General features: G+C 62.2%; 12 protein-coding genes. 4 read left to right on the top strand and 8 right to left on the bottom strand.

Annotation, left to right across the window (positions count from 1 at the left end):
- Positions 1-198 precede the first annotated feature (198 nt).
- Both E5K00_RS22835 and E5K00_RS12400 read left to right on the top strand, forming a co-directional pair.
- A complete protein-coding gene (locus E5K00_RS22835; protein ID WP_167856851.1) occupies positions 199-366 on the top strand; it encodes a hypothetical protein in 168 nt (55 codons plus the stop codon).
- A 190-nt stretch (positions 367-556) separates the two neighbouring features.
- On the top strand, positions 557-1768 hold the full coding sequence (locus E5K00_RS12400) for a lanthionine synthetase LanC family protein (protein ID WP_135463532.1): 1212 nt from the start codon (positions 557-559) through the stop codon (positions 1766-1768).
- A gap of 74 nt (positions 1769-1842) precedes the next feature.
- On the opposite strand, the gene E5K00_RS12395 is transcribed toward E5K00_RS12400, so the two are convergent.
- Genes E5K00_RS12395 through E5K00_RS12385 form a run of 3 tightly spaced genes read right to left on the bottom strand, consistent with a single transcriptional unit; the run spans position 1843 to position 3314 of the window.
- Positions 1843-2556, bottom strand: a complete 714-nt coding sequence (locus E5K00_RS12395; RefSeq protein WP_135463531.1) for a YjjG family noncanonical pyrimidine nucleotidase — start codon at positions 2554-2556, stop codon at positions 1843-1845.
- Positions 2557-2568: 12 nt separating this feature from the next.
- A complete protein-coding gene (locus E5K00_RS12390; protein WP_135463530.1) occupies positions 2569-2886 on the bottom strand; it encodes a (2Fe-2S) ferredoxin domain-containing protein in 318 nt (105 codons plus the stop codon).
- Between the two features lie 38 nt (positions 2887-2924).
- Complete coding sequence (locus tag E5K00_RS12385) at positions 2925-3314, bottom strand: ArsR/SmtB family transcription factor (RefSeq protein WP_135463529.1); 390 nt, start codon at positions 3312-3314, stop codon at positions 2925-2927.
- A gap of 117 nt (positions 3315-3431) precedes the next feature.
- Here E5K00_RS12385 and E5K00_RS12380 point away from each other — a divergent pair, with 117 nt between their 5' ends.
- On the top strand, positions 3432-4121 hold the full coding sequence (locus tag E5K00_RS12380) for a carboxypeptidase-like regulatory domain-containing protein (protein ID WP_167856850.1): 690 nt from the start codon (positions 3432-3434) through the stop codon (positions 4119-4121).
- A 185-nt stretch (positions 4122-4306) separates the two neighbouring features.
- On the top strand, positions 4307-5677 hold the full coding sequence (locus tag E5K00_RS12375; protein ID WP_135463527.1) for an NAD(P)/FAD-dependent oxidoreductase: 1371 nt from the start codon (positions 4307-4309) through the stop codon (positions 5675-5677).
- Between the two features lie 282 nt (positions 5678-5959).
- Here the strand turns inward: E5K00_RS12375 and E5K00_RS12370 are convergent, their stop codons facing one another.
- The 5 genes from E5K00_RS12370 to E5K00_RS12350 all read right to left on the bottom strand — a co-directional run bounded on the left by E5K00_RS12370 (position 5960) and on the right by E5K00_RS12350 (position 13736).
- The gene (locus E5K00_RS12370) at positions 5960-6334 is read right to left on the bottom strand and encodes a PH domain-containing protein (protein ID WP_135463526.1); all 375 of its coding nucleotides are present in this window, start codon (positions 6332-6334) and stop codon (positions 5960-5962) included.
- A 278-nt stretch (positions 6335-6612) separates the two neighbouring features.
- On the bottom strand, positions 6613-7029 hold the full coding sequence (locus E5K00_RS12365; protein ID WP_135463525.1) for a hypothetical protein: 417 nt from the start codon (positions 7027-7029) through the stop codon (positions 6613-6615).
- 222 nt (positions 7030-7251) lie between these two features.
- Complete coding sequence (locus tag E5K00_RS12360) at positions 7252-9609, bottom strand: M1 family metallopeptidase (protein WP_135463524.1); 2358 nt, start codon at positions 9607-9609, stop codon at positions 7252-7254.
- A 122-nt stretch (positions 9610-9731) separates the two neighbouring features.
- Complete coding sequence (locus E5K00_RS12355) at positions 9732-10322, bottom strand: HupE/UreJ family protein (protein ID WP_135463523.1); 591 nt, start codon at positions 10320-10322, stop codon at positions 9732-9734.
- Between the two features lie 153 nt (positions 10323-10475).
- Positions 10476-13736 (bottom strand): beta strand repeat-containing protein, encoded by a 3261-nt coding sequence (locus E5K00_RS12350; RefSeq protein WP_135463522.1) that lies wholly within the window; start codon positions 13734-13736, stop codon positions 10476-10478.
- Positions 13737-14011: the final 275 nt, after the last annotated feature.

Genomic DNA, 14011 nt, shown 5'->3' with positions numbered 1-14011 from the left:
GCTAACCCAAAAGAGGCCGTCAGGCTTTGGGGAAGTAAGGTACCCCGAAAATTCAGCGTTGGTGTAGCGGAAGCCGGAGTTGGTGTAATATTTTACCAGCTCTGTAACCTTTCGCCGACGTTTGTATCACTTCAAGCACAGCACAATACAATCTGCCTCATCACACCGAACACTCTCACTCTCAAACACTCCTAACCTATGAAAACTACTGCTACCACCGCCAAATTCAGCTTCAAGAAAACTACTGTTACCGTATTCAACAAGCAGGTGTCGGGTCTGAAACGTTACACCGATGACGATACGACGACAACGATTATCAACACGCAGCAGACTTGGATTGATACCACGTCCGGGTTCGGTTTCTAAGCCGAAGCCGCCACGTCGGCGGAGCATGATAACCCCCGGGCAGGGCCTGACGGCTCGGCCCCGGGCGCTGAAAGCAGTCCTTGCGCGCCGGCGCAAGGACTCTTTCGCAACCAGTAAAACAACACCCTTATTCTGAAGGCAAGCAGTACGAAAAATCAACCACTGCTGCGCTTCTCATTAGTACAGTGCAATGGTTACGCCTTATCTATCGTCACTACATAAGGATAAGGACAGCCTTATTGCCAGCTGGCAGGCAGTGCACGGTGCTATTGCCGGCTCGCCGGGCCGGGGCGCCACCGTCGCCGATCTGCTGGGCTACTCCGTATATTACTACACCGTCTACCGGACATTCGGCCACGGCACCGACCTGGCGCTGAGCCGCGAGTTGCTGGGCCAGTTGTTGCAGCTGCTGGCCCAGACCACCCGGGCCGTCTGGACCACGACCCTGCTCGACCAGGTAACGGCGCTGGCGTGGCTGCAAGCCGAGCTGGCGCGCTACCCGGCGGCTACTGCCCGCCCCGCCGGCAGTGAGCTCGCGCAGCTGGATGCGGCCCTGCTGGCCGAAGCCGGGGCCTTGCAGGCCGCTGCCACGGCCGAAAGCCGGCCCCGGTTTCTGCGCATCATGCTGTATTTTTACCTGCGAAACCGCCAGCAGCTCCCGACCGGGCATTGGCCGCAGATGCTGACGATGCTCACGGCCCTGATCAACGCGCCGGATTCCGACTTCTGGTTTCCTTTTGGCGAAGCAAATACCGCTTCCCCGAAACCGGAGCGCACTACCGCCCTGGGGCTGGCCGATGGACTGGCCGGTGAGTTGCTGCTGCTGATTCAGCTCTACGAGGCCGATGGCCAGCTAGCCGGCATCAGGCAGCAGGTGCGGCAGGGCATCCTCTACATTCTTTCGACCAAGCGGGAAGTTGACTTCTCGGAGCAGAAATACGCCATTTTTCCCGCGCACGTAGGTGGTCGGCAGCAGGAAGCCGCCTTCGACAATGAACTCAGCTGGAGCCACGGCGACATGGGACAGTCGTGGCTGCTCTACAAAAGCTTTGAGCTGCTACAGGACGCGGAGCTGCCGCGGCTGGCCGAGCTGGTGGGCCTCAACACGCTGCTCCGCACCGACGTGCGGTCGACGGCCGTTACCAGCTCCCGCTTCGATTCGGGGGCGGCGGGGGTGGCGCATCTCTATCGGAAGCTGTTTCTGGCCAGTGGCCACGAAGCCTACCGCAAGGGCTATGCCTACTGGCTAACCCAAACCCGCAGCTGGCTGACCCACGAGCTGCCCAACGGCTTCTACGGCCACCGCGAAGGCGACCTGCGGCAGGGCCTGGTCGGGGTCGGGCTGGTGCTGCTTTCGGCCATCAGCGAAGAAGAGCTGGGCTGGGACCGGTTTCTGCTGTAGGCAACCCATTGCGTATTCTGCTTATTCTATGCACCGTAGTCGGGTTCCGGCTGCGGCGGGCGGCGTTGCCGACGCTACAGAATCTGGCGTAGCTCGCTCAGGCAGCTGATTTCGTAGGTGGTGCTGGCGAAGTGCCGGCGCTTGTCGGGGTTGAAGTACACCTGGTCGATGCCGGCGTTGTAGGCACCCAGCACGTCGCACTCCAGGTTGTCGCCGATCATCAGGCTATCGGCGGCGGCGGCCCCGGTGCGCTCCAGCGCGTGGCGGAACATGCGCGTATCGGGCTTCAGGTAGCCGCTGCATTCGGAGGTAATGACTTCCTGGAAGTAGTCGGTGAGGTTGGAGGACGCCAGCTTGATGTGCTGAATGTCCCTGAAGCCGTTGGTAATAAGGTGCATCGTGTACCTGGGGCGCAGGTAGTCGAGCACCTCGTGGGTAAAGGGAAACACCGCCGACTTTTGCGGCAGCAGCTCGGTGAACTGCTGGGAAATAGTGGCCGGCACGTCTTCCTCGGCCACGCCCAGTCTGGTGAGCGTGCGCACGAACCGCACGCTGCGCAGCTGCTGCTGCGTGATTTTGTTGCTTTGGTAGAGCCGCCACAGCGCATGGTTCACGTCGCGGTACCGGTCGATGAACGCATCGACGGTGAACGTGCCGAAGCGGCCTAAGTCGTGGTGCGCGAAAAGGGTGCGCAGGGTTTCGTCGGCGTTCTTTTCGAAGTCCCAGAGGGTGTGGTCGAGGTCGAAGAAAAGGTGGCGGTAGGTCTTGGCAGGCGAGAGGGTAGGCACAGTTAATGTCAGTTAATCCAGCAACAATCTTTTTACAACCCGGCCGTCGGCCAAATGATTCTGCACGATGTCGGCCGCGTCTTTGGGGCGCACGTCGCCGTAGAGCGTGCCCTCGGGGTAGACGATGACGGCCGCGCCGGGGCCTTTCTTGCAGTGCTTGCACACGTCGAGGCAGTTGCAGGTTTGCACCCGGGTTTTGTGCTTGACGCCACCCACCAGCAGGCTTTTCAGGCCCTGCTTCTTGATTTCAATCTTCAGGGCGCGGGCTACGTCCTTGCCGATTTCGTCCTTTTGGTTGTTGCAGACGAATAAGTGATACGCCAGGTTCATAAGGAAAGCTAGGGAAGAGAAAGGGCCGCCGGTCCACGTCAGGGCATGCCGGTCCAGCGGCGGTTTTGGAGCTTGTACGCAGCCAGCTCCCGGTTCGACCATAGGGTCTGGTAAATCTGCTGGTCGCGCACGAGCTGTGGGTCTTTCTCCATGAAGCCCAGTAGCTGCTGAACCAAGTCGGCAGCTTCATCCTTTAGAAAGTAGAAGGCCCAGTTGTCGAGCCGCCGAAAACTCACCAAACCTGCATTTTTCAGGTATAATAATTGGCGCGACGTTTTGGTCTGGGTGAAGTCGAGCACCTGTTCCAGGTCGGAAATGCACATTTCCTGGTTGCGCCACAGCAAATGCAGGATGCGCACGCGCGAGTCGTCGCCGAAAGCTTTGAATAGTTGTTGACCAAATGCAACGCTGAAGTGTTTTAGGCGCATCTTTTGTCTGAAAGGCGAGGCAGGCCCGCGGGCCGGGGAAGGAACAAATTTACACCAGCCCGGGCTTCTACCCCTGAAAGAGCCGTATTATTGTAGTTGTAGTCTGTAATGGTTTGTATGTCTGGTAGTGTTCGAATTTCTTCTTCGTGGCTGGTGCTTGCGCTGGTCATCTTGGCCCTGGTAGGGCTGCGGCCCACGCGGGCCCAGGCCCAGGGGCAGCGCCGCGTGGTGCAGTTCACCGGTATCATTGCCACCGGCGACTCGCTGCTGGGCGTGCCCGGCGCCACGGTGTTTGTACCCAAAGCCGGCCGCGGCACGGCCACCAACGCCTACGGCTACTTCTCGCTGCCGGTGCTCACCGGCGACAGTATCGTGATTCGCTCGTTGGGCTACCGCAACCAGACGGTGGTAATTCCGCCCGACTACCAGCGGCAGAGCTACTCGGTCATCGTGCAGCTCAAGGAGGACGCCACGATTCTGCCCGAAGTACGCATCTTCCCGTATGCCACCGAAAAGGAGTTTAAGCGCGCGTTCCTGGCCCTCAAGCTGCCCAAGGAGCGGGGCTCGGCCATGGCCGACAACCTGAACGAGCAGGTGCTGCGCCGCATTTTCAACAACGCGCCGGTGACCAGCATGGGTAACTACCGCCAGACCATGCAAAACCAGGAGTACGACCAGGCGCGCCGCATGGGCACGGCCCCCACGCCCCAAACCAACAACCCGCTGCTGAACCCCTTCAGCTGGCTCCAGCTGATCAACCAGATCAAGCAGGGCGAATTCAAGAAGAAAGAAGGCGTCGATTATTAATCGGCGCGACCCGCTGTTCACAGAAAGCCCCCCGCAAGGTGGGCTTTCTGGCTTTTAAGGAGTTAGCAGAAACGGATAAGCCACCTGAGCGGTAACCAGAACGCTGCTTTTGGGGTAAAGGCCAAGGATGCCGCGGCCGCTATATAAAAGCGGTTACCTTGGCTCGTTCCCTTCAGCCAACTTCTATGGATACGAATCTTCCGGTTTCCTCCCAGCCCCGCGTCGTGATTGTGGGGTGCGGTTTTGGTGGCCTGCGCCTGGCCAAGTCCCTGCGCGACGCGCCGGTGCAGGTGGTCGTCATTGACCGTAACAACTACCACAACTTCCAGCCGCTGCTTTACCAGGTAGCCACGGGCGCCTTGGAGGCCGACAGCATAGCCTACCCGATTCGCAAGATCTTCGCCGGCCAGAAAAATTTCTTCTACCGCATGGCCGACGTGCAGCGCGTGGATACGGCCGCCAACACGGTGCACACCAGCGTGGGCGACATTCGCTACGACTACCTGGTGCTGGCCACCGGCTCGCTCACCAACTTTTTCGGCATCGAGAGCCTGGAGAAAAACGCCATGCAGATCAAGAGCATTCCGAATGCCCTGAACCTGCGTAGCTTCATTTTCCAGAATTTCGAAAAGGCTTTGCTGACCGAGAATCCCGAGGAAAAGCAGGCCCTGATGAACATCGTGGTGGTGGGCGGCGGCCCGACGGGCGTCGAAATCAGCGGCTCGCTGGCCGAGATGCGCAAGCACGTGCTGCCCAAGGACTACCCCGAGCTGGATCTGAGCAAGATGCAGATTATCCTGGTCGAGGCGGGGGCCGAGCTGCTGGGGCCGATGTCGGTGAAGTCGCAGCAGGATGCCATGCGCTACATGCAGGAGCTGGGCGTGAAGGTGGTGCTCAACACCCACATCAAGGGCTACGAAAACTGCCGGGCCTACTACTCCGACACCGAGTTTATTCCGACCGAAAACCTGATTTGGGCGGCCGGCGTGAACGGGGCCGCCGTGCCGGGCATCCCGGAGGAGCTGGTGGCCCGCAACAAGCGCATCAACGTGAACCAGTGGAACCAGGTGCCGGGCCTGAGCAACGTGTTTGCCATCGGCGACGTGGCCAACATGGTGACCGACGACATGCCCAAGGGCCTGCCCATGCTGGCGCCCGTGGCCCAGCAGCAGGCCGACCTGCTCGGCGACAACCTGCAACGCCTCATCAAGGGCCAGCCGCCGGTGCCGTTCGTGTATAAAAACAAGGGCGTCATGGCCATCGTGAGCCGCAACAAGGCCGTCGTGGATTTGCCCAAGGACGTCCACTTCAACGGCATCTTCGGCTGGTTTACCTGGCTGTTCGTGCACCTGATGACGCTGGTCGGCTTCCGCAACAAGGTGGTAGCCTTCGTCGACTGGGCCTTCAGCTACTTCAGCTCCGACCAGGCCCTGCGCCTCATCATCCGCCCCTTCAGCCGCCGCGACGTGAAAGACGACCAGGGCAAGAAGAAAGCCGAGCACGCCACCAGCACCCCGGAATACAACCCCACGCCGCCCGCAATTCAGGTGAAATAGTGAATGAGTGAATGAGTGAATGAATGAATGAGTCTGTCGTTCTGCCCGGGGCTTTCATCCTGAGCCTGCGAAGGACCTTCCTCACCTTGGTGACAAGGCTCATTCAACCTGACAAAGCCCTTTACCACGCAAGTAGTAAAGGGCTTTGTCATGTTGGTACAAGCTACAGTGGGATAGGTGAGGAAGGTCCTTCATTCCGCTGCGCTGCATGTATGCCAGATGGAGGATGACAGCCCCGGGCAGAACGACAACTCACTCATTCACTCATTCACCACCTCACCGCTACAGCGCGTAGAGGGCCAGGGCGCGGCAGATGTCGTGGATGCTGCGGTCGTCGCGGAAGGTTTTGCTGAGGGGCTCGGCCTGGCCGCGGATCCAGATTTTAAGCTCGGCGTCGAGGTCGAAGTGGCCGGTGGTTTCCATCGAGAACCGCTCGATGCTGCGGTAGGGCACGCTCATGATTTCACGCTTTTTGCCCGTCACGCCCTGCTTATCGACCAGCATCAGGCGCTTGTTGGTGAAGATGATCTGGTCGCGGATGATGGCGTAGGCTTTTTCCACCTGCTCGCCGGGAGCCAGCAGTTGCGTTAGTTCCTGTTGGAGTTCCTGCGCGTCGTTTTCGGAAGCATTGCCCAGCAGGCCGTCGAGAATTCCCATAGTATACGAGGTAAAAAGTGAGGATGACGGGGGCCAAGTTATAAAAGTTGGCGTCCTGCCAGGAGTTGTGACAAGTTGGGCTGTGACAAAAAAAGTTGTCACAGCTCAACTTGTCACAACTACCGCACGGCCACGACCCCGGCCAGCAGGCAGAGAGTCAGGTAACGTAGATAGGGCATAGACGCGCAAGAGGAGCAGGCCGCCAACCATACAAGAAACGGCCTGCTTCGGGCGGTTGCTGCGGCCGTACTCGTAGTAGTCGATATAGCACCCAGGCATTATTGGGCTTTGGTGGGGGCGCAGGCCGTAGCGCCCAGGTTGCTCAGCACCAGGTGCGGAACGGGCAGGGGCACGGTGTTCTGGGGGCAGACAGCCTCCCGGGCTTTAGGACTGACGGTATAGGTGAAGTAAACGGTTTGGCCGACCTGCACCACCTGCCCGTCAATGGTCAGGTCGGGGCTGCTGGACGGCTGCATGTTCACGGCGGCCACCAGGTTGGTGTACTGATTATACGCCTTGCCAATGGCGTACTGAGGGTCGACTTCGATCAGGACGCCATCCATGCAGGCGGCCCCGACAACTTTGCCGGAGTAGCAGGCCGGGGCCGGGGCTTCGTCGTCGGGGCAGCCGTTGGGGGTGCAGCCGGGCAACGTCAGAAAGGCGAGCAGCGCAAACGCAGGGAAGAGGTAGCGCATAGGAGTAGAATAAACGAGTGAAACGAAGTGGGGTATCATAGGGCAGGAGCCGACGGCGGCCCGGATAGTTGCACGCCCCGGCCCGCCGCCCTGCCGGTTGTGACGTTTGGGGTTGTGACGTTTCAAAACGTCACAGCCCCAAACGTCACAACTCCTAACGCATAAAAAAAACAGCCGGACCACGTGGGCCCGGCTGTTGAAGGCGGCTGGAGAAGAGTCAGCTTAGTTGGTGCCGCCCGTGCTGCTGCCGCCCCCGGCGGGCTGGCCCTGCTGCGAGGTGCTTTGCTGCTGCATGGGGTTGGGCGCGGCCTGCATCTGCTGCTGATACAGCTCGAAGCGCGAGGGCGCCAGCTTGCGCGGGAAGCTATTGTTGCTCAGATCCGTGTCGGCGGTTTGCAGGTAGGGGTCCAGGGCGAAGCTCACCACGGGCTTGGGCGTGATGAAGACCTTGGTGACGTGCTCGTTGTTTTTGCGCCAGATTTCGGCCGGAATGTTCACCATTTCGGTCTTGCCGTCCTCGTAGGTCATCTGCACGATGACGGGCATCGTCAGGCCCCCGACGTTGCGCAGATCCAGCTCGTAGAAGTGCAGGCCGGCGCTCAGGCGGCTTTGCTGCTGGGGGCTGAGCTGCTTCACGTACTGCTGGTAGCGGGCCTTGTCGGCGGCGGTAGTGGCGGTGGGGTCGTAGTTGTTGTAGAAGTCCTTGAGCTCGGGCTTCTCGTCCACCAGCGTCTTCTTGATGTCCTGCAGATTACGCTGCTGGCTCAGGGTCTGGGGGGCGCTGTTGAGCATTTCGCGGCGCTTGGCATTCTCGATTTCGGGGTTCTTCGAGTCCACCGTGTACCACTTCACGCCCTCGAGGCTCAGGTCGGAGTGGTCGGTGGTGTAGAACCAGCCGCGCCAGAACCAGTCGAGGTCGGTGCCCGAGGCATCTTCCATGGTGCGGAAGAAGTCGGCCGGCTCGGGGTGTTTGTAGGCCCAGCGCTGGGCGTAGGTTTTGAAAGCGTGGTCGAACAGCTCCCGGCCCAGGATGGTTTCGCGCAGGATGTTCAGGCCGGTGGCGGGCTTGGCGTAGGCGTTGGGCCCGAATTGCAGCACCGACTCCGAGTTGGTCATAATCGGGGTTTGCAGGCTCTTATCGGTGCGCATATACTCCACGATGTTCTGGGGCTCGCCGCGGCGCGAGGGGTAGCCCCGTTCCCACTCCTGCTCGGTCAGGTACTGCACGAAGGTGTTCAGGCCCTCGTCCATCCAGCTCCACTGCCGCTCGTCGGAGTTGATAATCATGGGGAAGAAGTTGTGGCCCACTTCGTGGATAATCACCGAAATCATCCCGTATTTCCGCTCGGCCGAGTAGGTGCCGTCCTTCTCGGGCCGGCCGCCGTTGAAGCACAGCATCGGGTATTCCATGCCGCCCACCGGGCCGTGCACCGAAATAGCCACGGGGTATTCGTAGTCGATGGTGTGCTTGGAGTAGGTCTTGATGGTGTGGGCCACGACTTCGGTCGAGTACTTGCCCCACAGCGGGTTACCTTCCTTGGGGTAGTAGCTCATGCACAGCACCGGCTTGCCGGCCTGCCGGATCTGCATAGCGTCCCAGATAAACTTGCGCGACGAGGCCCAGGCGAAGTCCCGCACGTTTTTGGCGGCGTAGGTCCAGGTTTTGGTGCCTTTGGCGCGCTTCTGCTCGGCCTGCTCGGCTTCCATCTGCGTCACGATGAGCACCGGCTTCTTGGCGCCCTCGGCCTGGGCCAGGCGCTTGCGCTGGGTGGCCGTCAATACCTGGTCGGGGTTCTGCAGTACGCCGGTAGCGCCCACCACGTGGTCGGCGGGGGCGGTGATGCTCACGCGGTAGTCGCCGAAGGGCAGGGTGAATTCGCCGTTGCCCAGAAACTGCTTGTGCTGCCAGCCGCGCACGTCGTTGTAGACGGCCATGCGGGGGTAGAACTGGGCAATTTCGTAGAGGTAGTTCTTATCTTCGGGGAAGAACTCGTAGCCGCTCCGCTCACTGATTTTGAGCTGGTCGTTGATGTTGTAGTGCCAGGCCACGCTGAAGGTCACGGCCTGCTTGGGCCGCAGGGGCGTGGGCAGGTCGACGCGCATCATGGTGTGGTTGATGGTGTAGGGCAGAGCCTTGCCGCCCTTCAGCTTCACCGACTCAATCTTGAAGCCCCCGTCGAAGTCGGAGCGCATCAGGTAGTCCATGGCCTGAAACGACATCTTCTCCTGCACCTGCCCCACCTGGGTGGCCGTGGTAATGGAGTTTTTGTCGAGAATGTTCTGGTCGAGCTGCACCCAGAGGTAGGTCAGCACGTCGGGCGAGAGGTTGGTGTAGGTAATGTCCTCGGAGCCTTTGATCGACTGCGTGTTGTCGTCCAGCGTCACCCGGATGTTGTAGTCGGCGCGCTGCTGCCAGTAGTCGGCGCCGGGCGCGCCGGAGGCCGTGCGGAAGGAGTTGGGCGTGGGCAGCAGCTGGTCGAGCTGGGCAAACTTATCGGTGCCGGAGTTGGTGGTCTGGGCCAGCAGGGGCGCGGCCGTCAGCATCGCCAGGCCCGCGGCCAGCAGTACGTTTCTGAGCATAGAAACACGAAGTAGAAAGGCGGAAAATCAGGAAAAGCAGCCCCGTACACCAGCGCGCACACGACTTAGAAAGCAAAGACACAAGTTGGGCGCCAAACGCTGCATTCAGAAAGCATAGTTTCTTACGAGCCCAGATTCAGCAGCAGCAGCACGGCCGCAATGCCCGCCGCCGCCCCACTGACCACCAGCACCCAGTCGCGGTGGGCGGCGCGGGCTACGCGCAGCACCACCAGGCCCAGCAGCAGAATCAGGGCCACAATCAGCAGCTGGCCCAGCTCCACGCCCACGTTGAAGGCCAGCAGCTCCAGCACGGGGCGGCTGCTTTGGCCCAGCAGCTGGCGCAGGTAGCTGGAAAAACCCAGCCCGTGCACCAGCCCAAACCCGGCCGCCAGCAGGTTGGGCCCGGCCCAGAGCAGAGGCTCCCGGCGCATATCCCGCCCGGCCCGGCGCAGGTTCAGCAGGCAGGTAAGCAGAATCGTAACCGGAATCAGCACCTCAACCAACCGGGGGCTGTACTGCACAAATCCCAGCGTGGCCAACGCCAGCGTGATGGAGTGACCCAGCGTGAAGCTCGTGACCAAGGCTACCACGCGCCGCCACTCGGCCGCCACGTAGGGGGCGCACAGCGCCAGCAGAAACACCAGGTGGTCGTAGGCCTGTAGGTTGAAGATGTGGAAAAAGCCCAGCTGCAGGTAGGTCTGGAATACGGACATGCCCCAAAGGTACGCGCCTGCCGGCCGAAGTCGGGTGCCGGGCGGGCCAGCGGATTGACTCGGGGTAAGGCCCGGCCAAAAATCGGCGGCAGTAGGGCCCAAAAAAAGCCCCGTGGCACGGCCACGGGGCTTTTGTAAAGCTAAAGCCGGAGCTTATTCCTTAACGATGCGGCGGATGTCGAGGCCGCCTTCGGTTTTGGCCCGCAGCACGTACACGCCCGCCGGCTGGTTGGTCAGCTCCAGCGTCACCTGGCGCGTGCCGGTGCTGCCTTGAGCTGTGGTCGAGTACACGAGCTGACCCAGGCTGTTGTAGAGGCTCAGCTCCGTGGCCATCCGGTAGCCGCTCAGCTCCACCGTCACCGTGTTCTGGTGCGTGGGGTTGGGGAATACGCTCAGCGAGGAGCCAGCCAGCGGCTTCACGCTGGAGTTGACCACCAGGGCCGCCGAGGGGGCCGACGAGCAGCCGCCCGCGCTGACCACCACGGTGTAGGAACCGTACTGGGCCGCCGAGTTAATCACGTAGGTCTGGCCCGTGGCGCCGGGAATTGCCACCCCGTTGAGGTACCACTGGTTACCCGTGGCCGCGCTGGAGGTCAAGGTCGTTACCGCCCCGTTGTACTGAACGGTAAAGGTTGGGCGGGCGGGCAGTGGAACAATGGTCAGCGTAGCCGTGGCAGCCACGGCGGAGCAGCCACCCGAAGCCGCCACCGTGTTGGTCACGGTGTAGGTGCCGGGCGTAGAGGCCGTCAGATTCACCGCGCCGGTCGAGGCGTTGATGCTCAACCCCGAAGTCGAGCTGAACGTGCCCGCCGAAGCGCCGGATGCCAGGGTCGAAGTGGCCGAGCCGCTGTCGGCACAGTACGTACCGGCGGCATAGCTGAAGCCCGCCGTAGCCGGAGCCGTAATCGTGACCGTGGCCGTGGCGGCCACGGCGGAGCAGCCACCCGAAGCCGCCACCGTGTTGGTTACGGTGTAGGTGCCGGGCGTAGAGGTCGAAGGCGTAATAGCCCCGGTCGTGGCGTTCAGCGTCAGCCCGGCCGTCGAGCTGAACGTGCCGGCCGTGCTGCCGGTGCCCAGTACGACGCTCTGTACGCTGCTGACGGTGGTGCAGTAAGTAGCTGCCGCATACGAGAAGCTAGCCGACTGCGCGTTGGTAATCGTCACGCTGGCCGTGGCCGAGGAGGGGCAGGTGCCGCCCACGCTGTAGGTCACGGTGTAGGTGCCGGGCGTGGAAGCCGTTAGGTTGATAGCCCCGGTCGAAGCGTTGATACTCAAACCCGCCGTGGAGCTGAACGTGCCGCCGTTGTTGCCCGTGACAGTAGGCGTCGGATTCGCCGCGCTCTGGCAGAACGTTGAGGCCGAGTAGGCAAACGTGGCCGTCGTGGCCGGATTCACCGTCACGGTCGTAGCGGCCGAGGTGGCCGTGCAGCCGCCGCCGTTGGTCACCACTACCGAGTAGCTGCCGCTGGCCGAGGCCGTGTACGTGGCCGCGGTAGCGCCGCTGATGGGGTTGCCATTGAGCAGGAACTGGTACGTGTTGCCCGTCCCGGCCGGCGCGGTCAGTACCACCGAGCCGCCCTGGCAGAACGTAGTAGGTCCGCCCGCCGTGAGCGTAGCCGTGGGCGTGGCCTGAATCGTGACCTGCGTGCTGGCCGACGACGCGGCGCAGCTGCCCGAGCCGGCGACGGTGTTAGTCACGGTATAAGTGCCGGGCGTGGAAGCGGCCAGGGTAATGGCCCCGGTCGACGCATTCAGGCTCAGACCGACGGGCGTGGCCGAAAACGTGCCGGCGCTGGCCCCCGTGGCGAATACGGGCGCCGGGTTGGCAGCTCCCGAAACGCAGTAAGCCGCATTGGCATACGAGAAAGTAGCCAGCGGCGCGCTGGTGATGGTTACTTGCTGGGTGCCGCTGGAAGGGCAATTCCCCCCCACGCGGTAGGTCACGGTGTAAGTGCCGGGCGTGGAAGCGGCCAGGTTGATAGCACCCGTCGTAGCGTTGATGCTCAAACCCGCCGTGGAGCTGAACGTGCCACCGCTGGTGCCCGTGATGCTCGGCGTAGGATTCGCTGCGCTCTGGCAGAACGTTGAGGCCGAATAGGCAAACGTGGCCGTGGTAGCGGGGCTGATGGTCACGCTGGTGGTGGCCGTTACGGCGGCGCAGTTGCCCGAGGCCGCAACGGTGTTGGTCACGGTGTAGGTGCCGGGCGTGGAGGCTACCAGGTTCAGCGCGCCGGTGGCGGCGTTGATAGCCAGGCCCGCCGTCGAGCTGAAGGTGCCCGAGGTAGCTCCCGCCGCTACCGTGGGAGTTGGGGTGGTGCCGTCGCCGGAGCAGTAGGCGGCGCTGGGGTAGCTGAAGGTGGCCGTGGGAGCCGCCGTTACCGTCACGGAAGCCGTGCTGGAGCAGGTGCTGCCGGTGCTGTAGGTCACGGTGTAGGTGCCGGGCGTGGAAGCGGCCAGGTTGATAGCGCCGGTCGAGGCATTCAGACTCAGGCCCGCCGTCGAGCTGAACGTGCCGCCGCCGGTACCGCTCACGGTAGGCGTGGGGTTGGTGCCGTTGGCGCAGAAACTGCTGGCCGGATACGTGAAGGAGGCGTTGCAGCTGGAGGTCGTCGAGGCCTGACCCACCACCCGGAAGTCGCGCAGCAGGGCGTAGCGGCCCGCACTGCTGCTGCCGCTGGCGTAATACAGCCGGATGGTCAGCGTCTGGCCCGCGGCCAGCTGCACGCCACCGGTGCGGTTCAGGGCCAACCGGTAGGTTTGGTTGGGGCCCGTGTTCTGGTTGCGCAGGAAAATCGGGTCGGCGAAGGTGCCGGTGCCGGTGCCGGGCGTAGTGGTGCGGGTCGTGAGCGGCCCAATCGGGCCGGTGCCGCCAGCTACTTCCGTCGAGTCGTTGGTGGTGAAGCCGGTTTTGGAATAGACCACCGCCAGCTTCAGGTTGCTGGCCGTGTTATTGAACGCCGACCACAGCACCACCGAGTCGGCGCGCAGCGTGGCGTTGGCCGCCGCCGTGATGGTGAACTGGGCATAATACACCCGGTTCAGGTTGCTGCCCGGCAGGGGAATAAACGACCCGTCGCCGCTGGGCGAGGAGCCGAATGCTTCCCCAAACTGCGCGGAATACGGCCTGATGGCGGTGCCCAGCGTCACGTCCGACAGGTAGAAGTTGCGCAGGCTGGTCGTGGCGGGCACTACGCCCGGGGCCCGCACGGCGGCGCTGTCCTGGTTGTTTGCCTTCAGCGGCCACCATTGCAGGTTGCCGGTTGTGGTGGTCTGGGCGCGGCTAAACGACGCCGTAGCCAGGCTGAAAAAGAAAAGCCAGGCCAGCGCCACTGCGAAAGTGCGCCGCTGTCGGGTGCCGGCCTGCGTGTCGCCAGTCCCGGAAGACAGGCGACGGTAAAGTAAGTTTGCAGCCATACGAGCTTGAAGTAGGAGTGGGGAATGGAGGGAGAGTTAAGCGACGGGATAAGGAAAAAATCCTCTTTAATGCCGGCCGGCCGAAGTCATCAGCGGGCAGCGGGCGTATGCCAGTACGGCAATGCCAGGGAAAGGGTGCGCCGGCTGCTAAGAATTATACGGGCCGGCTAAAAATGCGCTGACGCTACCCGCAAGGTGGTATTCTGCTGCCGATACCAACCCGGCACAACCGTGGCTGCTTCCCGGCTCGGCCCCAGATAAACGGCCTGCCAAGT

The organism is Hymenobacter aquaticus (assembly GCF_004765605.1).
Classification (GTDB): Bacteria; Bacteroidota; Bacteroidia; order Cytophagales; family Hymenobacteraceae; genus Hymenobacter; species Hymenobacter aquaticus.
This window is presented reverse-complemented; position numbering and strand designations above follow the sequence as displayed.

Excerpts from the sequence above, each read along its gene's own strand:
- E5K00_RS12355 (WP_135463523.1), bottom strand. The coding sequence starts at position 10,322 with ATGTCCGTATTCCAGACCTACCTGCAGCTGGGCTTTTTCCACATCTTC.
- E5K00_RS12380 (WP_167856850.1), top strand. The coding sequence starts at position 3,432 with ATGTCTGGTAGTGTTCGAATTTCTTCTTCGTGGCTGGTGCTTGCGCTG.
- E5K00_RS12385 (WP_135463529.1), bottom strand. The coding sequence starts at position 3,314 with ATGCGCCTAAAACACTTCAGCGTTGCATTTGGTCAACAACTATTCAAA.
- E5K00_RS12400 (WP_135463532.1), top strand. The coding sequence starts at position 557 with ATGGTTACGCCTTATCTATCGTCACTACATAAGGATAAGGACAGCCTT.
- E5K00_RS12350 (WP_135463522.1), bottom strand. The coding sequence starts at position 13,736 with ATGGCTGCAAACTTACTTTACCGTCGCCTGTCTTCCGGGACTGGCGAC.
- E5K00_RS12375 (WP_135463527.1), top strand. The coding sequence starts at position 4,307 with ATGGATACGAATCTTCCGGTTTCCTCCCAGCCCCGCGTCGTGATTGTG.
- E5K00_RS12390 (WP_135463530.1), bottom strand. The coding sequence starts at position 2,886 with ATGAACCTGGCGTATCACTTATTCGTCTGCAACAACCAAAAGGACGAA.
- E5K00_RS12370 (WP_135463526.1), bottom strand. The coding sequence starts at position 6,334 with ATGGGAATTCTCGACGGCCTGCTGGGCAATGCTTCCGAAAACGACGCG.
- E5K00_RS22835 (WP_167856851.1), top strand. The coding sequence starts at position 199 with ATGAAAACTACTGCTACCACCGCCAAATTCAGCTTCAAGAAAACTACT.
- E5K00_RS12360 (WP_135463524.1), bottom strand. The coding sequence starts at position 9,609 with ATGCTCAGAAACGTACTGCTGGCCGCGGGCCTGGCGATGCTGACGGCC.
- E5K00_RS12365 (WP_135463525.1), bottom strand. The coding sequence starts at position 7,029 with ATGCGCTACCTCTTCCCTGCGTTTGCGCTGCTCGCCTTTCTGACGTTG.